The sequence below is a fragment of the Paenibacillus sp. Mc5Re-14 genome, assembly GCF_001049835.1.
Classification (GTDB): domain Bacteria; phylum Bacillota; class Bacilli; order Paenibacillales; family Paenibacillaceae; genus Paenibacillus; species Paenibacillus polymyxa_C.
The window spans coordinates 436396-459078 of sequence record NZ_CVPD01000001.1 but is presented as its reverse complement, the minus strand read 5'-3'; the positions used below and the strand labels follow the sequence as shown (position 1 = coordinate 459078).

At 44.6% G+C, this 22683-nt stretch carries 23 protein-coding genes and 1 pseudogene; 15 read left to right on the top strand and 9 right to left on the bottom strand.

The annotated features are described in order from the left end of the window. The first annotated feature begins 39 nt into the window (after positions 1-39). The 5 genes from BN1546_RS02015 (at position 40) to BN1546_RS01995 (ending at position 4807) form a co-directional block, all read left to right on the top strand. A complete protein-coding gene (locus tag BN1546_RS02015) occupies positions 40-1773 on the top strand; it encodes an ATP-binding protein (RefSeq protein WP_058829454.1) in 1734 nt (577 codons plus the stop codon). A gap of 34 nt (positions 1774-1807) precedes the next feature. Next, a complete protein-coding gene (locus BN1546_RS02010; RefSeq protein ID WP_013370604.1) occupies positions 1808-3061 on the top strand; it encodes an MDR family MFS transporter in 1254 nt (417 codons plus the stop codon). Positions 3062-3081: 20 nt separating this feature from the next. Further along, positions 3082-3636 carry a nucleotidyltransferase family protein gene (locus BN1546_RS02005; RefSeq protein ID WP_013370605.1) on the top strand — a complete coding sequence of 185 codons (555 nt, stop codon included), beginning with the start codon at positions 3082-3084 and terminating at the stop codon, positions 3634-3636. Between the two features lie 41 nt (positions 3637-3677). Continuing rightward, entirely contained in the window at positions 3678-4100 is a 423-nt protein-coding gene (locus tag BN1546_RS02000) for a GNAT family N-acetyltransferase (protein ID WP_090735588.1), read from the top strand. A 68-nt stretch (positions 4101-4168) separates the two neighbouring features. Then, a complete protein-coding gene (locus tag BN1546_RS01995) occupies positions 4169-4807 on the top strand; it encodes an SGNH/GDSL hydrolase family protein (protein ID WP_058829455.1) in 639 nt (212 codons plus the stop codon). Positions 4808-4913: 106 nt separating this feature from the next. On the opposite strand, the gene BN1546_RS01990 is transcribed toward BN1546_RS01995, so the two are convergent. The 4 genes and pseudogenes from BN1546_RS01990 to BN1546_RS28440 all read right to left on the bottom strand — a co-directional run bounded on the left by BN1546_RS01990 (position 4914) and on the right by BN1546_RS28440 (position 7874). Continuing rightward, positions 4914-5591, bottom strand: a complete 678-nt coding sequence (locus BN1546_RS01990) for a tetratricopeptide repeat protein (RefSeq protein ID WP_013370608.1) — start codon at positions 5589-5591, stop codon at positions 4914-4916. A 174-nt stretch (positions 5592-5765) separates the two neighbouring features. Next, positions 5766-6140 (bottom strand): iron chaperone, encoded by a 375-nt coding sequence (locus BN1546_RS01985; RefSeq protein ID WP_058829456.1) that lies wholly within the window; start codon positions 6138-6140, stop codon positions 5766-5768. Continuing rightward, the gene (locus BN1546_RS01980) at positions 6106-6576 is read right to left on the bottom strand and encodes a GNAT family N-acetyltransferase (RefSeq protein ID WP_058829457.1); all 471 of its coding nucleotides are present in this window, start codon (positions 6574-6576) and stop codon (positions 6106-6108) included. The genes BN1546_RS01985 and BN1546_RS01980 overlap by 35 nt, the downstream gene beginning before the upstream one ends. Before the next feature lie 266 nt (positions 6577-6842). After that, positions 6843-7874, bottom strand: a pseudogene (locus BN1546_RS28440) (stalk domain-containing protein). Positions 7875-8120: 246 nt separating this feature from the next. Between BN1546_RS28440 and BN1546_RS01970 the strand changes: the two are divergent. Then, the gene (locus tag BN1546_RS01970; RefSeq protein WP_013370612.1) at positions 8121-9272 is read left to right on the top strand and encodes an iron-containing alcohol dehydrogenase; all 1152 of its coding nucleotides are present in this window, start codon (positions 8121-8123) and stop codon (positions 9270-9272) included. A 92-nt stretch (positions 9273-9364) separates the two neighbouring features. Here BN1546_RS01970 and BN1546_RS01965 read toward each other — a convergent pair whose 3' ends face one another. Then, positions 9365-9658, bottom strand: coding sequence for a MazG-like family protein (locus BN1546_RS01965; RefSeq protein ID WP_013370613.1), 294 nt, complete (start codon positions 9656-9658; stop codon positions 9365-9367). Positions 9659-9796: 138 nt separating this feature from the next. On the opposite strand from BN1546_RS01965, the gene BN1546_RS01960 reads away from it, so the two are divergent. Next, complete coding sequence (locus BN1546_RS01960) at positions 9797-10219, top strand: MarR family winged helix-turn-helix transcriptional regulator (protein ID WP_014599652.1); 423 nt, start codon at positions 9797-9799, stop codon at positions 10217-10219. A gap of 74 nt (positions 10220-10293) precedes the next feature. Next, positions 10294-10875: an NAD(P)H-dependent oxidoreductase gene (locus BN1546_RS01955; RefSeq protein ID WP_013370615.1), complete on the top strand. Its 582-nt coding sequence runs from the start codon at positions 10294-10296 to the stop codon at positions 10873-10875. An 88-nt stretch (positions 10876-10963) separates the two neighbouring features. Here the strand turns inward: BN1546_RS01955 and BN1546_RS01950 are convergent, their stop codons facing one another. Further along, on the bottom strand, positions 10964-11485 hold the full coding sequence (locus BN1546_RS01950) for a peptidase M56 (protein ID WP_090735585.1): 522 nt from the start codon (positions 11483-11485) through the stop codon (positions 10964-10966). A gap of 430 nt (positions 11486-11915) precedes the next feature. On the opposite strand from BN1546_RS01950, the gene BN1546_RS01945 reads away from it, so the two are divergent. Beyond that, positions 11916-12746: a DegV family protein gene (locus BN1546_RS01945; RefSeq protein ID WP_090735582.1), complete on the top strand. Its 831-nt coding sequence runs from the start codon at positions 11916-11918 to the stop codon at positions 12744-12746. A gap of 74 nt (positions 12747-12820) precedes the next feature. On the opposite strand, the gene BN1546_RS01940 is transcribed toward BN1546_RS01945, so the two are convergent. The 3 genes from BN1546_RS01940 to BN1546_RS01930 all read right to left on the bottom strand — a co-directional run bounded on the left by BN1546_RS01940 (position 12821) and on the right by BN1546_RS01930 (position 16980). After that, entirely contained in the window at positions 12821-13447 is a 627-nt protein-coding gene (locus tag BN1546_RS01940; protein ID WP_025679500.1) for a BclA C-terminal domain-containing protein, read from the bottom strand. 210 nt (positions 13448-13657) lie between these two features. Beyond that, positions 13658-14884: an MFS transporter gene (locus tag BN1546_RS01935; RefSeq protein WP_058710940.1), complete on the bottom strand. Its 1227-nt coding sequence runs from the start codon at positions 14882-14884 to the stop codon at positions 13658-13660. 68 nt (positions 14885-14952) lie between these two features. Beyond that, on the bottom strand, positions 14953-16980 hold the full coding sequence (locus BN1546_RS01930) for a beta-galactosidase (RefSeq protein ID WP_090735579.1): 2028 nt from the start codon (positions 16978-16980) through the stop codon (positions 14953-14955). Between the two features lie 137 nt (positions 16981-17117). Between BN1546_RS01930 and BN1546_RS01925 the strand changes: the two genes are divergently transcribed. The 6 genes from BN1546_RS01925 (at position 17118) to BN1546_RS01900 (ending at position 22683) form a co-directional block, all read left to right on the top strand. After that, positions 17118-17954 (top strand): AraC family transcriptional regulator, encoded by an 837-nt coding sequence (locus tag BN1546_RS01925; protein WP_019686969.1) that lies wholly within the window; start codon positions 17118-17120, stop codon positions 17952-17954. Between the two features lie 193 nt (positions 17955-18147). Continuing rightward, a complete protein-coding gene (locus BN1546_RS01920) occupies positions 18148-19965 on the top strand; it encodes an APC family permease (RefSeq protein WP_013370622.1) in 1818 nt (605 codons plus the stop codon). Between the two features lie 160 nt (positions 19966-20125). Beyond that, a complete protein-coding gene (locus BN1546_RS01915; RefSeq protein ID WP_090735576.1) occupies positions 20126-21244 on the top strand; it encodes an acyltransferase family protein in 1119 nt (372 codons plus the stop codon). Positions 21245-21414: 170 nt separating this feature from the next. Beyond that, a complete protein-coding gene (locus tag BN1546_RS01910; protein WP_090735574.1) occupies positions 21415-22047 on the top strand; it encodes a hypothetical protein in 633 nt (210 codons plus the stop codon). Next, the gene (locus BN1546_RS01905) at positions 22040-22555 is read left to right on the top strand and encodes an accessory gene regulator ArgB-like protein (protein WP_040101587.1); all 516 of its coding nucleotides are present in this window, start codon (positions 22040-22042) and stop codon (positions 22553-22555) included. The genes BN1546_RS01910 and BN1546_RS01905 overlap by 8 nt, the downstream gene beginning before the upstream one ends. 5 nt (positions 22556-22560) lie before the next feature. After that, on the top strand, positions 22561-22683 hold the full coding sequence (locus tag BN1546_RS01900; protein ID WP_013370626.1) for a cyclic lactone autoinducer peptide: 123 nt from the start codon (positions 22561-22563) through the stop codon (positions 22681-22683).

Genomic DNA, 22683 nt, shown 5'->3' with positions numbered 1-22683 from the left:
GGCAACCCGTAAGTCATTTTGTAAAGGGGGCCTTTTAATATGAAGGAACCGACAGCAGAAATGGCTGTCCTGCGGAGAACGGTCGAACAATTAACGGATGAGGTTCTGAAAAGCAAAGCTGAGGAAGAAAAGCTGCTGAATGAATTTTCAGCAATGAACAACGAGTTGGTCAATCTGCAACGTCAGCTTGCCAAAAGCAATGCGGAATTAAAGCGGACAAAGGAAGAAGCGATACGGGCTAATGACCTGAAGAGCACTTTTCTCGCCGTGGTTAGTCATGAATTTAGAACGCCAATGAACGGAATTCTGGGGATGATCGAAATGTTAGCTTCATCCAAACTGTCTCCAGATCAGCGGCAGGCCATCGGTGTGATACGTGAGTCGGCCTCTCTGCTGCTAAACATGATTAATAATCTGCTCGATATATCCAAAGTAGAAGCAGGACAGATGGAATTGGAGATCGGAAATGTCAGAGTTCAAGCGATTATGAGCCATGTTGCCCAGTTGTTGGAGCCGCAAATTTATCAGATGGGCAATCAGTTGAGTATAGAGACTGATCCTGGTGTGGCAGAGCATCTCGAAGGAGATTCGGCAAGGATCATGCAGATCTTGCTTAATCTGTTGAACAATGCGAATAAATTTACATGCGAAGGGATACTTGTTGTTCGGACAAAATTGGTTGAGGAAACAAAAGATTCCCAACGTGTTCGTTTTGAAGTACAGGATTCGGGCATCGGGATTTCACCGGAGGATCAGGACAAGCTGTTTCAGCCTTATGTGCAAGCCGGTGAGGGCGGCGCCTCTCAATATGGAGGAACGGGACTGGGACTGTGGATATGCAGCTCGTTTGTGAAACTTATGCAGGGAGAGATTGGGGTCGTCAGCGAAGAAGGCCAAGGCTCCACGTTTTGGTTTGAAATTCCCTTCAGGAAGGCATCAGGACAGGCAGATAAAATAGAGAAACATGAAAATGGTGAATTGACGGCACGTAGCGAATTGCTTCGTGAGCATAGTCTTTCTCAAGCTATTTTGGTGGCTGAGGATAATCGGGTGAATCGTCAAGTGGTGCAATTACAGCTTAACCACCTGGGATTCCAGCATATTGACTTTGCCGAGGATGGGAAAGCCGCAGTAAGAGCGGCCTCCGAACGATCCTACGCCTGCATTCTAATGGATCACCATATGCCTCTGCTAAATGGTCACGATGCGGCGAAAGCGATCCGCCAGTGGGAAGTAGAAAACCAACAGCCGCCCGTAACGATCATTTCTTTGACCGGAAATGTGTCCGAGGAAGACCAGGCTCGTGGGCGGGAGGTTGGAGTGAACGATTACTTGACGAAACCGGTGACGATTGAAAATCTCTCAGAAAAGCTCGTCAAATGGCTACCCATTCCGGAATCCGAGCCTATTTTGGATGAGGATGTTATTCGGGAAATTATGTTGCTGGACGAGGATGGTAGCACGGGATTACTCGAGTCATTGGTTGAAATGTATACTAGTGATACACCTGCCAAAATCAACAAGTTAAAAGAATTGGTTGCTGCGGGCGAAGCCACAAAAGTAGTAGAGGCTGCTCATGAGTTGAAATCAGGCAGCGTGAGTCTAGGGGTCGGGCGTTTGTCCAAGTTGCTGTCTGATATTGAACAGCTTGCACGGGAGAACCGACTTGAGAATACGCAAGTGAAGTTGTCTGCGCTCCAGTCTGTCTATCAGGCAACGTGCTTAGAGCTGGAACGTTATATTCACCAGTCTAGACTGATTCCCCCTTATTAGACTTGTACCTAGAAGGAGGACCTAAGATATATATATGAAAGAACAGCTGCGTTCCATTCACCCGCTGGCCTGGACAATTATAGCAGGTACGATTTTTGGTCGGATGGCGACCTCGATGAGCATCCCATTTTTGTCTATTTATCTGACCACCCGTCTGGGGGTCTCCCCCTTTCATACGGGGGTGATCGTATCGGTCAGTTCGCTGGTCGGCATTTTTGCCAGCTTTTACGGTGGATATATTTCAGATCGGATCGGACGGCGTAAGGTGATGCTGGTATCCATCGCGAGTTGGGCGCTTGTATTCGTCGCTTTTGCGTTGGCAGAAGCGGCTTGGGCTTTTTTTGTCATTAATGCTCTGAACGGACTATGCAGATCCTTGTTCGAGCCAACTTCGCGGGCGCTATTATCAGATGTAACCCCCAAGGAGAAAAGATTGCTCGTCTATAACATGAGATATGCGGCGATTAATGTTGGTGTGGTGGCAGGACCGCTGCTTGGTTTGATGTTGGGATCGGCATCTACAGGTACGCCGTTTATGGTAGCCGCTGGTGTGTATGCTCTGTACGGGGTGCTGCTGTTGATCCAATTTACTCGGTATGCAGCGGATCTGCATGTAGGCACAACCGCAGGCGAGGCTCCGCTGCGGATGGGTGAGGCGTTCCGAACAGCCAGCAGAGATCCCGTATTTATGCCGATTTTGTTGGGAACCGTATTCTGCGTAATGGGCTATGCTCATTCCAATTCGACAATGCCTCAATTTTTATCGTTGTCCTTCGAGGAAGGTACCCGGTGGTTTACATACATGCTAACGGTCAACGCGTTTTGCGTATTGGCTTTTCAGTATCCACTGGTACGACTGGCAAGCCGCTTTTCTCCAGTGAATTCCTTAATAGCAGGGAATATATGTATTGCAGTTAGCTTGCTGCTGTGCGGTATGCTAAACTCAGGCTGGATGTTTATACTGGATATGGTGTTGTTTACAGTAGGCGAAGTATTATTGTTCACGATGCTGGACGTACTGATTGATCAAATTGCTGATGTCCAATATAAAGGGACCTACTTCGGTACGATCGGCTTTAATAATTTGGGTAGTGTACTGGCTCCTTTATTTGGTGGCTGGTTGCTGGATATCTATGGTCAAACAGCACCGCTTGCCGTGTTTGTTCCGGTTGCACTATCGGTTGTGATCGGTATTCCGTTCCTGCTGGTCGCACGCCGCCGTTTGGCGCAGCGTACAGCCCGGTTCGCGGCTCAAGGTGGAGAGTCTGTGCAGCAACTATCATCATAAAAAAGGGAGCTGAGTACAGGATGAAGTCGGAAGAAGATGTGCTACGAATTATACAATATATGAATGATCCACAGGTTTTGGAAGACTTGCGCTATGTGCGAGAGCTGAAGCTTCCGCAAGGCTGTATAGCCGCGGGCTATGTACGAAACCGGGTTTGGGACAAGCTTCATGGCTATACAACGGCTACACCTCTAAACGATATCGATGTTATTTATTTTGACCCTAAAAATACGCTAGAGGAACGAGATGGGTTTCTGGAGCAGTCCTTGAATCGTAAACAGGCAGGACGCAACTGGTCTGTCAAAAATCAAGCTCGGATGCATATTCGCAACGGGGAGGCTCCGTATTCCTCGATAGAGGATGCGATGAGCCGCTGGCCAGAGACGGCAACAGCTGTAGCCATTCGATTGAATGCCAAGGATCAAATGGAGGTTATTTGTCCGTATGGGTTGGAAGATCTGCTGGATATGCGGGTACGCCAAAGCCCCCTGTTCCGTCACACTACGGCTTTTCGTCAGCGTGTATTTGAAAAACAGTGGCTAGATAATTGGCCGTTGCTTATTGTGGAAAACTAAAGTATAACCTCATTTCAGATTATAAGGAGAGACGACTAACGATGTTTAAAAATATAAAACCAGATTCAGATCGTGAGGAGGTGCTGGAGCTCCTTACCTACGCTGTGCTTGATCATCCTGAACGCGGAGAGGCGGCTTTGCGTGCTTATCAAGCCTCGGATGAATGGAAGTTGTTCGGTGTGGAAGATGAAGGACTTATTGTAGGTGTTGTCGGTTTTGAGGAGCGGGAGGATGGAACGATCGTGCTCCATCATCTGGCTGTATTACCTGAAAATCGTCATAGAGGCTACGGCAGAGGGATATTGCTTACGCTTATTAAGGAGCGTAGCCCGAAGCGACTTACGGTGGACACAGATGCGGAGGGGGCAGATTTCTTCCGCAACGTGGGTTTTGCCGTATATGGATCGGAGGATTTGCCAGATGGTGGGCAATTCCATTGTATATATGAAATAGACGAAGAATAAGCGAATCTCCGTGTCCCACTTCCTTTTTTCTACATAATATATGTTATGTCGGAGGGAGGTGGGTTTCATTGGCGTATCACTACACAGCGATTGGAGATTCTTTAACGACAGGTGCAGGGACGTTGCTGAGTGGCGGCTTTGTACCTGTCTATCGGCGAATGGCGGAAAGACATCTCCGTATGCCAGTCAGTTACGAGAATCTGGGAATCAACGGATTGACATCGCAGGAGCTGCTGTCCATGGTCCGCAACAATCCGCTTTTTCGGTCGGCAATCAGCCGGGCTGAACTCATAACGGTGACGATCGGCGGGAATGATCTGCGTCCATATATCAGTACACTTGCTGGAAGCCCAGGCGCGTCGGGTTCTTCCATTCCGCAAGCGCTGAATCATACCAAAGAATATGTACGCCAAATTGTACATGCCCTGTATCAAATAAAGTCCGGTCAGCGTGAGCCATTTATCATCCGAATGGTGGGGTTATATAATCCTTTTCCAGGAGTAAGGGAGGCGGGAGTATATGTGCGCCAATACAACTCGTTTCTCTATACATTGGGCGGGCCGAATTATCGGGTAGCGAACATTTATCCCATATTCGAAGGCAATGAACGGGCACTCCTTTCGCTGGACCGGATACATCCGAACAGCCGTGGTTATCGCGTGATTGCGGAAGAGCTGAATCGGCTTGGTTATGCGCCGTTACGATGACCGTGAGAGGATGCTTTGGATCGGAAAAAGTATAATAAAGAAAGAGGTTCATCATGGCAGATTAACTGTTCATCTTGAACCTCTTTTTTGCGTTTCAGCGTGTGATTTAGCTGATTATTTTACGGAATAGACTGCGTGCAGCCCACTTGCGCTCACTTCGTTTGCGGTATTTGGGCAGAGAACGATAGACAGCAATAGACTGGTTAAATGCAGTGATGGCTTCATCCTTGCGTCCCAGCATACGGTACATCAGGCCTGTCAGATAATAGCCCTCGCTGGAAGAAGACTGAATCTCCTGAAAATGCTGTAGATAGTGTAGTGACTTATTTACGTCCCGTTCCTTGAAAGCTGCGGCTAAATGCAAATAGGGTTCACCGTATTGCACCCGTGGGTTAATGTCCAGTGCCTTGAGTAAATGCTGTTCTCCATCCTCCAGGTGGGTTGTGTGTACCTCAGCCGTACCCCGCGCGTTCCAATAATCTGCTGAATCTTCATATCGGGATTGAATTTCCAATAGTAGCTCCAAAGCCTGCGAGTATTTCTTGCTTTCGATCCAAATCCGAGCCAAATCAAACTTGGCAGCCACATCGTTGGTGTTTAACACAATCTGTTGACGCAATCGTGCTGCATTGCGTCTTCTTTTCCACGGTTTGCTGATGCTGGGCAATACACCGACAAAGCTGCGATCCAATATATAGATCACAATTAGGAGTACGAGCATTGCCAAAAACGGATTACCGAGCAAACTCCATAGTAGAGAGAAAATCAAAAATTTCCCAATCATTCTGCTCCAATCCTCCTGTACATGTAACTATCCATACTTTCCACATTATAGCATAGGTTACTTTAAGGGGCATTAGCATCATGAGATTTCGAAGGATGATAGCTTTCAGAATTGGTGGGGGACTTGTACATGCTTTTGATATATCGATGGGGAAAAAGAGGAGCATGAGATGTCTCAGCATTCCCGCCAAAAGGTTGAACAGTCGGCCTTATCCAAAATATTAAACTCGATTATTTTCTCAAGTAATGAGAAATCAACTGGACTATCCCACTGGATACGTACCAACTGCTTGGTGTGATTATAGCCAGCCTGCACAATTAACTCAGAAAAATGATTAATCCCTGCCTTTTCAGGGGTAACGGCTAAATGATGTTTGGCTACGCTAAAGCCAATAATAAATGTGCCGTGATCCATAAACATAGGCTGATTCCACGCAATTTTTGGCAATAAATTTGGAAAATTCTTGGTTACCCAAGCCAAAACCTCTTCCGTTCGGGCCCGATGTTGTGGGTTATCAATATGCGCTAAATATTCTGCAAAAACTTCCATGTTGTTCCCTCCTAAAATAAAAATTATGTCCTGTAATATTCCTCATTGGACGACATGTTGCATAAATACGATGGACATCAAGTGTGCTAAATCCAAATCCTAGCAGGGCTCGTGCCGCTTCTGTTGCATAACCCTTACCTTGATAATCTGGGTTTAAAATATAACCCATTTCTGCATTAGTATCTTTGACATGAATACCAACACCGCCGATCAGAATTCCAGTGTCTTTCAGACATACGGCTAGTTCGTAGTCTTGTCGTGGCTTTTCCAGCTGTGAGACTAGAACTTGTTCTATATACGCCTTTGTATCTTCTTCTGTATTGGGTCCCCATGCTGTGTGCCTAGTAACTTGAGGCAATGACGTGTAGGTATGTATACTTCCCCAATCGGATCTGCAAATATCACGAATGATGAGCCGATCTGTCTCAAATTGCATAACGATTCCTCCTGTCTATAATTAGCGTACATATTCGTGTTTTCTGAAAAATCTATTAAACCTATTTAAGCAGATCTGATGGGAAAGATTCAAGATTTTGAAAGAAAACGTTAAAGAAGAGTATCGAATTACGTGTTGAACAATGGGAACGAATGAATCCTTTTGCCGCCTGAACGCAAACCGCAAGGGAGGCGTCCGGCAAAAGCAATCAGAAGATAATGAATGTGGTAATGGAGCAGCCTACGGTTATGGGGTATCTGCTTGTCCTAAAACACCCTGCGAGCTGTTACGAAACGTTTCTTCCATTTACCGTCAAACGTGTCAAAATGAACGCCGCGTTCTTTGGAGAAAGTATCAGCAATTTGTTGTTCCCTGCATAGATCGCCACATGGCCGATCTCCAGCCCCCGCGCACTGAAGAACAGCAGGTCACCTTTGCGCAGCTCGTTCAGCCCGATCTCTTGGCCTTCTTTGGCCTGATCGTAAGAGACACGGGGGAGGTCGACAGAGAGCGTATGCCGGAACACTTCCCCGACAAAAGAGGAACAATCAAAGGTCGATGTTTGTCCGGTTGCAGCGCCGAATTCATAAGGGGTGCCAAGGTATTTCTGCCCGTAGGCGATCAGTTCATCTCCCTGCCGTTCTGCTAGGGAAGTGCTGGTATAGTCACTGTATTTTGGTTTTGCCGATATGTACCCGGTCAGGTTGTTTTTAGTGCGTACTTCCAGCCAGAGGGCATGGACCTCGCGGATGACATGAACCTTTTCACCGGTTGGAATAAGCCGCAGGGAAGGGGAAGTTCTGATGAATCCGGTTTGCTACGCAGGTTGACTCCAGAAAGAACCGTTGTGAAAAAATCATCAGTGGAGGCAATCCGAATCGTACGGGTTAGGCCGTCCCACTTCACTGTGCTCCCAAGTGCTTCACTCACAAAACGCAGTGGAATCATTGTGTTGCCCTCAACAATCTGTCCGGGAACGTTCAGGGATAGCGTTTTACCGTTGAGGGTGGAGGTGACTTCTCCAATGCGATAGGTCAGCGTCGTGTCGTTTTTGGTTGCTGTTACGGTTTTGCTGGATCCGTTCCAGGAAAGCACAGCTCCTTGCGCTTCAAACAACTGCCGCATGGGAACGAGCGTTGTCCCGTCTAGCAGTAGCGGTTGAGCAGTGAGTCAAGCGGGCGGTCATCCACATAAACGGTTGTTACTGGAGTTAGCGGTGCCGGCTTGGCGTAAGATGGGGTTGCATGAAGCAGTGGTACTGCCAGCAGAGCCAGCCATACTTTCTTATTCATTGTCATGCTGTCATCACCTCGTTGTTAATGTGTTCCTCTAAGTTGTACGATACTGCCTCCGATTAGTTGTGTACCAATTAATGGACTGATCAAAAAAACAAAACAAACAAAAATAAAACAAATAAATATCTGTGTTTTTATATTGACATCAAAATCAAATAAAGATAGAATTGCAATTGTGAAATGTTTCACTTTAGAGTAGTTCTGTATTTAGCGAGGGATCAAAAGTGAATCCTTGGGAGGCAGATTTTTATGAGCGCACATGTATTTTTTGTACCATCTATCAATCTGATGGGAAAAGGCTGTTTGCATGAAGTTGGACCCTATATAAAAGAACTACATTTACACAAAGCACTGGTCGTGACGGATAAGTTTCTGATGAAGAGTGGAATTGCCGGCAAGGTCACATCCTTGCTGGATGATATAGGCTTGGACTATGCGGTATATGATGAGGTCAAGCCCAACCCGACCTGTAAAAATGTACATGATGGTGTCCAATTTCTACAAGAAAACGGCTGTGACTTCTTAATTTCCATTGGCGGAGGATCCCCACAGGATACGGCCAAGGGAATCGGCATTATTGCTACCAACGGGGGACATATAACTGAGTATGAGGGCGTTCATCAATCCAAGCATAAATCGCTGCCAATTGTCGCTATTAATACAACGGCAGGAACATCCGCAGAAATTACAATCAATTATGTCATTACGGACGAAGAGCGCAAAGTCAAAATGGTTATGGTTGACAAGAATAGCGTAGCTACGATTTCAGTCAACGATCCTGAACTGATGGTAGACAAACCCGCCGCATTAACGGCAGCTACCGGACTAGATGCTTTGACCCATGCCATTGAAGCTTTGGTTACTCCGGGTTCCTACCCTGTTACAAATGCGACCGCGTTGGCAGCAGTAGAACTTATTTTTAACAATTTGGCCCGCACGGTGAGCAATGGTCATGATATAGAAGCACGTGAACAAATGGTTTTCGCTATTTTCTTGGGAGGACTTGCATTTAATAATGCCGGCTTGGGTTACGTCCATGCTATGGCCCATCAGCTAGGCGGCGTATACGATTTGTCTCATGGGGTTTGCAATGCCATGCTGCTGCCGATTGTGGAGGAGGAGAATGCCAAGCATGTACCAGAGAAGTTTCGTGCCATTGCTAAGGTGATCGGTTTTGAAGATAAGGGAAAAACGGATAAAGAATGCGCAGACTATGTAATTCAAAGAATCAAAGACCTGTCGAAGGAAGTAGGGATTCCTGCCAAACTTTCTGAACTGGGTGTAAATGAGGTGGATTTAGATTTGCTTGCCGAAAACTCCATGAAGGATGCTTGCGCTCCGGGCAATCCGTTCATACCTAGCAAAGAACAAGTTATCGAAATGTTTAAGAAAATTCTATAAATAATACTGTTATTATTTTTTGTTATTTTTGTTATATACTTTGAGGGCTGTCCCAGGAACTGATCAAGAATACCGGGAACGGCCCTTTTGGCCTAAGTCATTACAGATTCCCATTTGTCCACTTTTTTACTTAAGAACTCCTGAAGCTCCCCCTCGTTGTTGCTTAGCTTATAAAATAAAGAAAGGGCAACCAGAATCACGTCTGCACATTCCTCTTTGACATCGGAAATATTCAATTGCTTATATTCGCTTCCGTTTGCATTCATATAAGACAGCATGGCTTGAGAGGTTTCTCCTACTTCTTCGGATAGTTTAAGAACCATCTGCTCTAATGTCTTCTTTTCGTGGGTGCTCAAGTATTGGATTTTCTTTAAAAGCTGCTCCATTTAACAACCTCCTAACTATTTTTTAAAATCTTATTATAACAGACTTAGATCTAGTTCTTTGAAGCATTTCATACGTTAAAATTAGATCAGACTGACTAAGTACTTGATATATATAGATGTCTATGTAATAATACTTGTATGTTAAAAAATAATGCAGCTGCACTTGTAGGAACCATTAGGGACTCGATCAATAAATTAATTGTATCTGAGCTCGAATCCTATGGAGTTGAAGGAATCGTACCTACCCATGGTGGAATACTGATGTTCCTGTATCAAACGGATGGACTTTCGATTAAGGAATTGACGCAAAAAATTGCTCGTCAACAGCCCACAGTCACTGTTTTAATCGACAAGCTAGTAAAATTGGGGTATGTGGAAAGGAAAAAAGAAAGGGAGGATAGCCGAGTTACTCTGATCTATCTTACCGAAAAGGGGAAAGAGCTGGAGCCTATATTTGAGGCGATCTCTAATAAATTAAAAGAAACTATTTATGGTGGTCTCAAAGACGAGGAAAAAAAACAACTGGAATATCTGTTGGAGCATATAAAAAACAGGTTTTAAAATTTTTTTTGAGTAAATGTATAGATATCTATACAAATGCCAAAATAACAATAAAATATCTGGAGGTCATGAAAATGAAACATCTTATCATCTATGCTCACTCTAACGCTGAAAGCTTTAACCACGCGATACTGGAAACGGTTGTAACGACCTTGAAGGAAAAAGGTGACGAAGTCGTTGTACGCGATCTGTACGCTCTTGATTTTCAACCGGTATTAAAACCTGAGGATACGGCTGCGATGAGAGCTGGACAAACGCCGGCTGATATCAAAGTAGAGCAGGAATATATCTCGCAGTCTGATACGATTACGTTTATTTCACCCATTTGGTGGACAGGTCTTCCTGCGATCCTGAAAGGTTATGTTGATCGTGTATTTGCCTACGGCTTTGCATATACGGCTGGTGCAGAAGGGATTAATAAGCTGCTTACAGGTAAAAAAGGGTTTATCGTGAATACACATGGTACGCCCAACGCGATCTACGATGAAATTGGTATGACCGCAGGATTGAAGCTCACATCAGATACGGGTATTTTTGATTTTGTTGGAATTGAATCAGTCGGTCACTTGCTGCTTGGTAGTATCGGCTACCTTGATGAAGATGGTTACAAAGGATTGTTGAAACAAGTACAAGACACGGTTAAAACGGTGCTGTAAAGTTAGTTCATATTCGTTCAGAAGCGTAGGACATTCTTTAAACGATAAGGTCAACCAGCAATTACGGGTTGGCCTTTTCTTACAAATGCTAATACTTTTCCAATATAGTCCAGACAACGATCTGATCCTGCTTGTTATTATGGGGATATACAAAACTAGCCTTCGTACGATTTATTTTGTCATAATATACTATGGCGTTTAGGCTTTGGGCAGAGTCGTAGCTTTGATCCACGAAATGGTTGCCCAATTTATTTTTCACATCCTCAAGTTTCTGAAGTTTGTGGCCACTGATGCTGGAAAATTCGCTCTCGGACAAGGTTTGCAGTTTCATAATCTCTCCACTAGAACTATAGACAATCAAGAAATTTTCAAAATACCTGTGATCGGCATCTTTTGTGTGTTTATCGTTAAAATCGGGGTTCTTTTTATAAGCAGTCAAATCAATCTCCGTAATATTCTTGCTTAGTGGAATATTGTTTATTGACAATTCCGATAGATCCGTTGATTTTACCGACATCTCCGTCCTTAGATCTTTTGTGAAATATGCCATTAAAGCGATCAGGATAACAATACATATAATGAAGCTTTTGTTGGGGATTAGCTTAAGCATAGTTTGAAGACTCCTTCACTATCACAGAGATTAGCATGGTTTATTTTATCGCAAATACTGGAATATACTATTTATTGTATCGAGTCAATGAATGAGATTAAAGTATTTTTTGTTCTCGGCCTGAGAGATCTCTGGAGGTGAAGGGGGAGGATAATAATTCACAAATATTTCATTGTTATTATTGTTGGCAATTCTTTATAGTACATAGTATCCATATTTAGTTTAACGTCGAGATAATGGAATTAATTTCCCCTTACTCCGAGATCATCTGCATGTATCCAGAACAAGAATTACGGCAGCGCTTACGGGAATAAGGAAAAAGGCGATGTGGCAATAGAAATAGAAATGCCTGATGTGGTTAATTGAGCTTTCTTTGAATATGATGAATGCGGATTCTAGTGAAAAATAACATAATGTGAGGGTGTACTGGGTGAGATATAAAATCATAGCAGATAGTTGCTGCGACTTAACGACAGAGCTTAAAGAAGAGATGCAAGTAACTACGATTCCATTAAACATGACATTGGGTGAAAAATGCTTCATAGATGATGATACATTGGACTTGCCTCAGTTTATGGAAGAAATGAAAGCCTGTACAACCAAGATTGGTTCCGCTTCACCGTCACCTATGCTATATAAGGAAGCCTTTCAAGGCGCGCATACTTCTTTTGCCATTACATTATCCAGCAACCTGTCCAGCTCGTATTCCAGTGCATTGGTCGCAAAGGATATGGCGGAAGAAGAAGGGGTAGATGTTCATGTATTCGATTCGAAAAGCGCATCGGCTGGACAACTCTTGTTAGCTCTAAAATTACGCAAGCTGATTGACGAAGGATATCATAAAAGCGAGATTATCTCTTCTTTGGAGAGCTTTATCAGCAAAATGAAAACCTATTTTGTGTTAGAGAATTTGGATAATTTGGTCAAGAACGGACGAATGAATAAAATTACTGGAAAGATACTTTCATTCTTGCATATCAGGCCTATTTTAGGTTCAGACGGTGACGGAAACATCGCATTATTTACTCAAGCCCGTGGTCAGAATCAAATCATTGAAAAGTTGGCAGATACCATTGAAAAAAGTGGTCGGAGTACCGAAGGAGAAAGCATCGTTATTACTCATTGCAATAATCCCGGACTGGCACAAAAGTTAATGAATACCTTGAAGAACCGCTATCAATTTAAAGATATTCATATTGTGCCCACCAGGGGAATTAGTTCAATGTATGCCAATGACAAAGGGATCATTATCGCCTTTTAAAAAGTATTCAGGGTTTATCCTCGTGCGATGGATAAACCCTTTTTAGTATATTGGGGCTTTGCATGAGTCTAAGCCTATCCCAATTTTCTAATGAGGACAGAGGCATTTACGCTGGCTTGAGTTCCTCCGGCCTGTGTTTGCAGGGTAACAGCAGCAGTAGAGCTATGGTTACGCAGAGTAAGGACATCACCGCATGCCAAAGCAAGGATGGCTTGCCCGGTGTTCTGCTGTGTCCCGGCTCCTGAGCCGTACACGGTTCCCTCAGCCAGTACGCCATTAATAAAGATGGCGAATTGGTTAGGTTCTATACCCGACACCGAAAAGTGGACTTCATACTTCCCTGCATCGGCTACAGCAATTTGTGTAGTCCCTGGAAGGTGAGCAATCCCAGGTGTAAGTATGCCGTTCGTATCGAAAATGACCTCCCCTTCAATCGAAACGAGTTGGGGCCTCACATTATAAATGTAACCGAACTGCGCTAAATCACCTGTGGTTCTGGAATCCCCTTCAGCATCATGATTAATATTCACATGTACAACTTGCTTTTTGACAATGATGTCTTTACCAAACGATTTCCGTTTTGAGCGGCCTCTTTTTTTGGGGGGCATTTCCTCAAACTTTTTTTCTAGCTTATCAAACCAGGCACGGACAAAAACGTCTTTTTTACGGCCTTTTTTTCGGTTCAATTCAGGACGACCCAATACAAACACCTCCATATGGTTTGTTGTATAGTACTCCATTCATCTAGAGGAGGCATGGATATCTGTCCTGTGTTTCATAGGAAACAATCTATTTTGACTAAAAACAGGCTTCTGTACAAGGTACATTCGTCTAGTATGTAAAAAGCACCTCCAAATGTATCCTTGGTTGTCATCTAAGGATACACTTGGGGTGCCAGTAGTAGGTTAATATCATGATGAAGCGGTTTGAAGTCGCTTTTTGCGTACATATAAGGCGTACAGGATACCGCCAAGCAGGCACAGGATACAAGCAAATCCCGCTAGTAACCAAGCTGAAGCAACTGCTCCTCCACGATCCATACTGTTTCCAAGCCATAAGGGCAGCAGGGCACCTCCGACTCCGCCTGCACCGATAAGCAGGCTCGTAGTCGATTCTTCTGTGCCTGGCATCATTTTGCTGGCAAAAACAAGAGCGATGGAAAAGATGCCGGACATGCCGAGTCCCAGCAGTACGATAAGGACAAAGGCACCAGCAGTGCCTTGGATCAACGGGAACACACACAGCAGCAGGGTCGCTGCCAGTGAGCTCAGAGCGACAAAGACACCGTAGCCGTATCGATCGGCAATGTAGCCTGTAAATAACCGTCCGAAGGCCATTGCCAACCAAAAGCAGGTGACACTGAGTGCTGCTTCTGCTTGTGTGAGACCGAGTCGCTCGATAAACATGGAGGGCAGGAAATTGGCCAGGCTCATCTCAGTTCCTACGTAGATAAAGAAAAAAACGATAAATAATGCAAGTAGCTTCCAATTGCCTATAGGGCTGCTATTAGAAGCCTTTACGGTAGGTGACTCCAGTGAATTAGTGGAACGCTTATGGTTGTCACCTCGGTGTTCCTGTTCGTCCAATAGAGCGTCCAGTGTGCCGAAGGACCCACGCAGCCAAGCTATAGTGGCTACGGCTGCAAACAAGGAGATGATGGGAAATGCCAGTCGCCACCAACCTAGAGCAATGAATTGGCTAGCGATAGCGGGCATAGCCAAGGCGCCGATCCCGAAAAAGACTTCCAGACGGCTCATAGCCGCGCCCGTTCCTTGAGTAATACCTCCAATAACAATAGTACCAATGAGTGCTTCTACCATCCCAAAGCCAAATCCGGCTACTGCCCCGACGGCATATAGCCAGCCCCAGGGCGGCAGAAGTGAATACAGCACTTCAGCCGCACACAGCAGGAGTAGGGCAAATACCAGACTTCGGCGTTTGCCGAACGTCCGGGCAAGCCACGGTGACAGTAGAACTCCAGCCAGAAAGCCGGAAAATTGAGCGAAAATCAGGCTTCCGCCATCCGTATAGGTTCTACCGTAATGCTCTAGCAATACGGGCAGTAGGGAGCCTACAACCACATGTGCTAGACCAATTAAAAAATAAGATAAGCTGCCGATCCATAGCAGTCGTTTCATGATTAACTCCTTTGGTACTAAATTACCTTTATGCAGTAAAGTGAGTGGTATAAGTCAGATTGAATTGATTATGATAGCTCCAGCACTTGGAAGCCATAGCCTTCAATAGAAATATCTCCTTCCAGGAATTTTCCGCTGATCAGCTCTTTTCCTTTTTGGTCATCCAGATGATATTGCTGTGTCTGGGCATTATGGTTGAGAACAAATAGATAAGACTTTCCATCTTTGGACCGCATAGTGGCTTCTATGCCCGCAGGAGCACGCAGCAGGGATGAAATCCCTTTTTGCTCACAAATGTAGCCCAGCAGACCATCAAGGAAAGGTTCCTCAGGGTCAGTAGCGACATACCACGCTTCACCTTGACCAAAGCGATTGCGTGTCAGTACTGGCATGCCCTGATAGAAATCATCGCCGTATTCCGCCAGCACCTCGGCTCCTTCGCTATGCAGCAAGTCGCAGAGCAACCCACATTTATATTCACCTTCTAATACGCCCACTTTTTCTTTCAATATAATGCGGTTGTGTGATTCAGGCAGAAGCGCATCAATTTCCTCTACCCAGATCCCGAGTAAATTACGCAGTTTACCAGGATATCCTCCGGTTGTGACCAGATCGTTTTCATTTACAATGCCACTGAAAAAGGTCGTTAAGAAGGTGCCGCCACGCTCTGTGAATTGTTCCAGTTTCTCAGCAGTACCCGGCTTGACCATGTAGAGTACAGGCGCGATAATGAGATCATATTTTTGGAAATCTGTATCCACAGAAATCAGGTCTACCTGTACGTTACGCCGGAAGAGTGTAGCATAATACTTATGCACCTGATCCAAGTATTTCAAGGCGACAGAAGGGCCGCTTGACTTTTCCAAAGCCCACCAATTGTCCCAATCAAACAAAATAGCTACTTTGGCATGAACAGTCGCGTCAAGCAGCGTGTTGCCTAAAGCGCCGAGCTCATTGCCAAGCTGTGCCACCTCGCGAGATACACGTGTGTTCTCATGCCCGGCATGCTCAATTACGGCCCCGTGGAATTTCTCGCAAGCACCGATCGAGCGGCGAAGCTGGAAAAACATGACCGTATCCGCGCCATGTGCTACAGCCTGATAACTCCATAAACGCATAACGCCAGGTCGTTTAAGTGAATTATACGCCTGCCAATTCTGTTGGCTCGGTGTTTGCTCCATCAGCATAAAGGGCTGCCCATCCTTCAAGCCGCGCATCAGGTCGTGCGCCATCGCCGTATAGCTTATCGGGGTATTAGCCCCGGGATAGCTGTCCCAAGATACTATATCCATGTGCTTAGCCCACTTAAAATAATCCAGTTGCTTAAAAAAGCCCATCAGATTGGTTGTTACCACGGCATCGGGAATATGTTTTTTAATCGCGTTATATTCCAGCAGGTAGCAATCCAGCATACTGTCTGAATTGAAGCGTGCATAATCAAGGGATATGCCCTGAAATGTGGAGTGATTTTCTCCCCAATGCTCACTCAGATTATTTGGAGGTACAATTTCATCCCAATCATAGAAGGTGTGACCCCAGAAGGAAGTATTCCACACCCGGTTTAGCTCTTCTAGTGATCCGTATTTTTGTTTGAGCCATACCCGGAACGCTGCGGCACAATTGTCACAATAGCAATCCCCGCCATACTCATTGGATACGTGCCACACGAGGATTGCGGGATGGTCTTTGTATCGCTCTGCAAGTCGGTCAGCCATCTGTTCTGCGTATTTTCGATAGGTTGGACTGTTCGGACAAGAGTTATGTCGTCCTCCGAATTTTCGCTTACGCCCGTCAGCATCGACCCGAAGAATGTCGGGATAACGGGTAGCCATCCAAGCAGGATGCGCTGCCGTACTAGTAGCTAGACAAACGAAGATATCGCTTTCATAAAGATTATCAATCAACTGATCCAGCCACTCAAAATGATATGTGATTTCGTCAGACTGAATTTTAGCCCATGAGAAAACGTTGAGTGTGGCGATATCAATTCCTGCCTGTCTGAACATCCGTAAATCCTCCTGATGCGTGGCCTCATCCCATTGCTCAGGATTGTAATCCCCACCGTAAAATACTTTAGGAAGTTTGCTGCTTATCATGCCAATCACCTCTGTATATAAGAATAATCCTATCTTATAATACAAATAAATGCTTTTAAATATAATAAAATGAACATGTATATAACAATATGGATCTACATGAGAAATAGATACCACATACGCCGGAGGTGCTTATTATGATTTTGACTCCCCATCATTTGCGATTTTTCCTGACTACTCGTGAGCACTCTTTACCCCTTTTTATTGAAAGTATCGGATTTAATAGCAGACAGGAGGATGTGTCCCGTCCAGAGGGCTATCCTTGCTTTCACTGGATTCAGACGGTGTCAGGTGAGGGGATGTTTACATATAAAGGGGGAACCTTCCGTTTGGGTGAGCAGTCCGGGGTTCTACTACTGCCTGGTGAAGCCCATGCATACAGACGGGCGACCAAGGTATGGCGAACGTTATACATCACATTTGACGGACCCATCGCCGCGGCTGTATTGACTGCACTCGGATTGAAGCATACGCGAGGGTACCATTGGGACCCGGATAGCGAGCTGCACAGCTTTGGGGAAAACATGCTACACTCCATGGTTAGTGAACGTGATTTGTCTGGATTAGATGCTTCGGCCAACATGTACCGTTTTCTGACTCTGCTGCGTAAACATGGACAACATAGCTCGATGCCTTCCTTATCTCACAATGTGGAACGTTTAACCCCTGTACTGACCTTTATGGAGCAAAATTATGCCAGCCCAGATGTGGGTTTAAGGGATATGGCCGTTATGATGAATGTCAGCGCTCGTCATTTAAATACATTGTTTAAGCAAGCGTTCGGTGTGACTTCGTATGCTTATCTGATTGTAATTCGGTTGCGGAAGGCTAAGGAAATGATGACAGAGTATCCGCAATTAACGGTAAAGGAGATTTCGGAGCGCGTAGGCTTCCGAGATGTCAGTCATTTTGTGGCAACTTTCCGCCGGGCGGAAGGAATTACGCCGGAAAGGTTCAAAATATTGTATACATAAGGGTATTTTATCGAAATACTCTTTCTTACTCGGGAATGCTCTTTTTAGGGAGCATTCCTTATTGTTTTTTTCTGGATGAGGGAGTATAAAATAATAGTTCATTTGTTTCATCAATCTGATGTGCAGGTGACATAATAAATATACGATTCATAGTTCTTTTGCAAAACCCTCATCCAAAGAAGGAGTCAACGAAATGCTAAGTAAAGTCAAAAGGTTATTAATCGGTCGTCCGCGAAAATCGACGGCCCTTGAAGATGAGAAACTGAATAAGCTCAAGGCACTGGCCATTCTGTCCTCAGATGCATTGTCCTCTGTAGCTTACGGAACGGAGCAGATTCTGCTGGTTTTAATTACAGCGGGCTTTGCTGCCCTATGGTATTCTATCCCTATATCCATTGCGGTATTGGGTTTGCTTATCATTCTGATCCTATCGTATAGACAGACCATTTTTTCCTATCCTGGTGGTGGGGGAGCCTACATTGTTGCACAGGACAATTTAGGAAAGAGTCCGAGTCTGATTGCAGGCGGCTCTCTGCTGGTCGATTATATTCTAACGGTAGCTGTTAGCTCATCGGCAGGTACAGATGCCATTACATCGGCGTTCCCATCGTTACATGATCATCGAATCGCAATTGCTTTAGTGATGATTATCTTTTTGACTATTATGAACTTGCGCGGGGTGACGGAATCTGCCTCGGTGCTGGCTATACCGATTTACTTATTTGTTGTTGCCATTTTTGTTCTGATTATTAGTGGTATCATTCACTATCTGGCAGGAGGAGCCCATGCGGCGGCGCCGCAATTTGGAGCTACGGTATCTAACGTCAGTCTGTTTCTCTTACTAAAAGCATTTAGCTCGGGCTGTTCGGCGCTAACCGGTGTAGAAGCTGTCTCAAATGCCATTCCGAACTTCCGCAAGCCTGCTGCCAAAAATGCGGCAACTACATTGATGATGATGGGCTTGATTCTCGGCTGTATGTTTATCGGAATTAGTTTGCTGGCTTATTGGTACGGTGTTCGTCCTAATCCGCAAGAAACAGTGATTTCGCAAATTGCTAATGCTACTTTTGGGCGCGGTGTGATGTATTACATCATTCAAGGCGTGACGGCACTTATCTTGTTTTTGGCGGCCAACACAGCTTATTCAGCTTTTCCGTTGCTCGCTTTTATGCTCGCGAAAGACAAATACATGCCGCATATGTTCATGGTTCGTGGAGATCGACTCGGCTATTCTAACGGCATCCTGTTTCTGAGTATCTTCTCGGCATTGCTGGTCATCGTTTTTGGTGGCAACACAGAAAACCTCATCCCGCTTTATGCCGTAGGGGTATTTATTCCGTTTACCCTGTCACAGCTTGGTATGATGATTCGGTGGATTCGGCTCAAACCAGCTGGCTGGGTCGTCAAATTGGCTATTAATACGGTCGGGATGCTAACCACGCTGTCAATTACGCTTATCTTTATCTTTACTAAGTTTAGCCAGGTATGGGTAGTCTTTATCTTCCTGCCTTTGGTATTATATTTCTTTATGAAGATTAATAAGCATTACAAAAATACGGCTGAACAGCTGCGCATTGATATCACAAAGGACAAACCTATGGTCAAAGGCAACACGATTATTATTCCGGTGGCAGGCATTACACGAGTCGTCATGAATACCATCAGCTATGCCAAAACTCTGTCGGACAATGTGGTTGCCGTATATGTAGGTGTGGACGATGAAGCGATTCAAAAAATGGAACAGAAGTGGGAAGAGTGGGATGTGGGTATACGTTTAGTAGTGCTGAGATCGCGTTATCGCAGTATCATTAATCCGCTTCGCAAGTTCATTGATACAGTAGAGTGGAAAAAAGCAGACGAGGATCATATTACAGTTCTCATTCCACAATTTATCACTAAACACTGGTGGGAAAATATACTGCATAATCAGACCAGTTTGCTGATGAGAGCCTATTTGATTAACTACAAAGATGTCATCGTAACGACCGTACCTTTTCATTTAAACAAATAGAGAACAGCTGATTATAGCATGATAAAATCAACACTTTTTGACCGCATCTTGGTGCGGTCAGAGGGTGTTTTTTTACATAATGGGGATATTTACTTGGGTGATACATTTTGTGTATTATAGATACAAAATGTATCATTTGAATTTGTTATGGAGGGATACGATGCCCGAAGACAAGGGGAAGATGGAACAAGATAAGTTGCAATTTGTAGATACGCTAAGGGCGCTGGCGATTATGGGAGTATTACTTGTGCATGTCAGTCAGCATGTGGACGGATTAAATGGTTGGTTGCAAAAAGGCTTGAGCATAGGAGCCAAAGGAGTCGCTTTATTTTATATGGCCAGCGCTTTTACGCTTTTTCTATCCCTGAGCAGGCGTTCGAGTGACGAGAGAGAAGGAATGGCGGCCTACCTGTTGCGTCGTTTTTTTCGGATTGCACCCTTGTATTACGTGATGTTAGGAATCTATTTAGCTGTGGATGGGACGGGTCCACGATTTTGGCTTGGGGATCAGGAGGGAGTTACTGCCACTAATATAGCAGCCCATGTTCTGTTTTTGAACGGTCTCAATCCGTATTGGATCAACAGCATTATCGGTGTGGAATGGTCCATTGCGGTGGAATGCATGTTTTATCTGCTTATCCCCCTCTTATTTAAGTTGATTCGATCGGTTCGCCATGCGACTTGGTTTGTCATGATGGTGCTTGTGGCAAGCTTTGGGCTAAATACGGTGTTTGCTCAATATCCACTAATTAGTGATCACTCTTTATGGGGGCACTATTTGTATTTATGGTTTCCGAATCAGTTGCCTGTCTTTGGACTGGGTATATTGTTGTTTTTCATTTGGAAAGACGAGCGTCATTGGAAAAGTGTAGACGCGCTCAGTGGCGGCTTGCTGCTTGGTACTGTGCTGTTTGCGTTTTTTGGAGGTATGGCGGATTATCTCTTAGGTGTCGGGTTGCTGCTGGGAGCGTATGCTTTGTATCATTGGCAGCCGATGTGGCTGCTTAATCAGGTGTGGTCATGGATCGGCCGCCTCAGCTATAGCATGTATTTGACGCATATACTGGTCCTGGGGCTAATCATACAGATTAAATTACCGTTTGCTCCTTTGGTCAGCCTCACACTTATGTTCATCATGACGTTGCTATGCACCGCTGGACTTTCCTGGTTTACCTACATATGGATAGAACAGCCCGGCATCCGATTGGGGAAAAAGCTTATATCACGTATAAAATCTGTACGCAAGCAGGAAGATTCGGTCAAAGAAAGTGTTGCCTAGTTGCAACTTGAAGCAGCATCAGATAACATTTGGTTGAAGTGCTTGAATAAATCTACGAAATTATTGAAAAGACCCCTTGAAAAGTAGCTCCCAGCCCTTTATATTCGATGTACATCCAAGTTTTTGAATACACCGATGAGGTTTGTTGGAATTGTAAAGGAGATGCACGTATGCTTTTGGAGCCACTCGGCTTTTTATTTTTCTCTACACTGGAAGGAGTAGCTGTTTTTGCGCTGATTTTAAGTATCTTTAAGGTTAGAATGACTTTCTATCTATGGCAGGCTATTTTTGTAAACCTGATTATGAACCTGCAAAGTTATTTGCTCCGAGAGGAATTTTCACTTTCATATTTGGTACCTGTCATTAATATGCTGCTTTTTATTTTTTTACTTGCTACGGTGGTGAAGATCCCGATTGTTTGGTCAGGTATTATGACAGTTACCGGTTATTTTGCATATGCCGTTATTCAATCGGTACTCCTGAAGGCTATGTTCGGTAACCTGCCTATTTCTGAGCTGCAGAACGGGTCCTTGAAGGGCTATCTGTTACAAGTGGTTAGCGCAGCAACAGGACTACTTATTTCATTTATATTGTATCGAAAAGAGATCGGCTTTTCCCCAAATTTCAAAAAGCTTAAGTTCAAAGAGGAATATGGCATTGTTATTACCTTGATCATTCTGTCTCTCATTTCAACCTCTATTGTGCTTTACTATAGCGAAGTATGGTTGAGTATGATATTTTTTGCACTGGTATCGGGATTTTTTATCTACTACGCAGTCGGAAAGGAATACCGAGATGATTGAAACGATGGCCTTCAAACTTGCTAACCAGATTAAACGTATTGTGCCTGATCATCCGGCCTCCGTCCCAGTGCTTAAATACGCACTCGCTCTCATTCTGAATGCGTCTATGATCATCTTGTTGACACTATTCGCCTCATTCTTCACGGGGCGGATGGTAGAAGCTGCAACGATTCTCGTTGCTTTTGCTTTGCTGCGCCAAGTATCTGGTGGTATTCACTTGAAAACGGGTATGGCATGTGTGTTGGTGACCTCTGTAGCTTTTACATACATATCTTGCATTTCCTTAAATAATGGGTTGACAAACCTGTTTAACGGAATCGCGCTCATTCTTGTTTTATGCTTTGCCCCGTCCAGAATTGAAAAGCAGTCGCGCATTCCAGTCCGGTTTTATCCCCTCTTGCGATTGTTATCCTCCTTGCTTGTATGTACAAATTTTGTTATTGGTTCTTCTGTAGTGGCTGTTGCTTTTTTGCTTCAAAGCCTAACATTGATTCGGGGAAGGAGGTGAGTGGAATGATGAAAAAAGTAGTATACGGGTTAGCCACATCGTTGTCTATGTTTGCGACATTTGCTGTATCGGTGGCAAGTTATGTGTATGTTTATCAAGGGGATACACCCGAAGAACTGCTGAAATAA

Bases quoted from the DNA above. Each gene is read 5' to 3' on its own strand.
- BN1546_RS01985 (WP_058829456.1), bottom strand. From the start codon at position 6,140: ATGGAAGTTTTTGCAGAATATTTAGCGCATATTGATAACCCACAACAT.
- BN1546_RS01925 (WP_019686969.1), top strand. From the start codon at position 17,118: ATGATTTTGACTCCCCATCATTTGCGATTTTTCCTGACTACTCGTGAG.
- BN1546_RS01930 (WP_090735579.1), bottom strand. From the start codon at position 16,980: ATGATAAGCAGCAAACTTCCTAAAGTATTTTACGGTGGGGATTACAAT.
- BN1546_RS01935 (WP_058710940.1), bottom strand. From the start codon at position 14,884: ATGAAACGACTGCTATGGATCGGCAGCTTATCTTATTTTTTAATTGGT.
- BN1546_RS01980 (WP_058829457.1), bottom strand. From the start codon at position 6,576: ATGCAATTTGAGACAGATCGGCTCATCATTCGTGATATTTGCAGATCC.
- BN1546_RS01955 (WP_013370615.1), top strand. From the start codon at position 10,294: ATGAAACATCTTATCATCTATGCTCACTCTAACGCTGAAAGCTTTAAC.
- BN1546_RS01915 (WP_090735576.1), top strand. From the start codon at position 20,126: ATGCCCGAAGACAAGGGGAAGATGGAACAAGATAAGTTGCAATTTGTA.
- BN1546_RS02005 (WP_013370605.1), top strand. From the start codon at position 3,082: ATGAAGTCGGAAGAAGATGTGCTACGAATTATACAATATATGAATGAT.
- BN1546_RS01965 (WP_013370613.1), bottom strand. From the start codon at position 9,658: ATGGAGCAGCTTTTAAAGAAAATCCAATACTTGAGCACCCACGAAAAG.
- BN1546_RS01910 (WP_090735574.1), top strand. From the start codon at position 21,415: ATGCTTTTGGAGCCACTCGGCTTTTTATTTTTCTCTACACTGGAAGGA.
- BN1546_RS02000 (WP_090735588.1), top strand. From the start codon at position 3,678: ATGTTTAAAAATATAAAACCAGATTCAGATCGTGAGGAGGTGCTGGAG.
- BN1546_RS01970 (WP_013370612.1), top strand. From the start codon at position 8,121: ATGAGCGCACATGTATTTTTTGTACCATCTATCAATCTGATGGGAAAA.
- BN1546_RS01990 (WP_013370608.1), bottom strand. From the start codon at position 5,591: ATGATTGGGAAATTTTTGATTTTCTCTCTACTATGGAGTTTGCTCGGT.
- BN1546_RS02010 (WP_013370604.1), top strand. From the start codon at position 1,808: ATGAAAGAACAGCTGCGTTCCATTCACCCGCTGGCCTGGACAATTATA.
- BN1546_RS01950 (WP_090735585.1), bottom strand. From the start codon at position 11,485: ATGCTTAAGCTAATCCCCAACAAAAGCTTCATTATATGTATTGTTATC.
- BN1546_RS01960 (WP_014599652.1), top strand. From the start codon at position 9,797: ATGTTAAAAAATAATGCAGCTGCACTTGTAGGAACCATTAGGGACTCG.
- BN1546_RS01905 (WP_040101587.1), top strand. From the start codon at position 22,040: ATGATTGAAACGATGGCCTTCAAACTTGCTAACCAGATTAAACGTATT.
- BN1546_RS02015 (WP_058829454.1), top strand. From the start codon at position 40: ATGAAGGAACCGACAGCAGAAATGGCTGTCCTGCGGAGAACGGTCGAA.
- BN1546_RS01900 (WP_013370626.1), top strand. From the start codon at position 22,561: ATGATGAAAAAAGTAGTATACGGGTTAGCCACATCGTTGTCTATGTTT.
- BN1546_RS01920 (WP_013370622.1), top strand. From the start codon at position 18,148: ATGCTAAGTAAAGTCAAAAGGTTATTAATCGGTCGTCCGCGAAAATCG.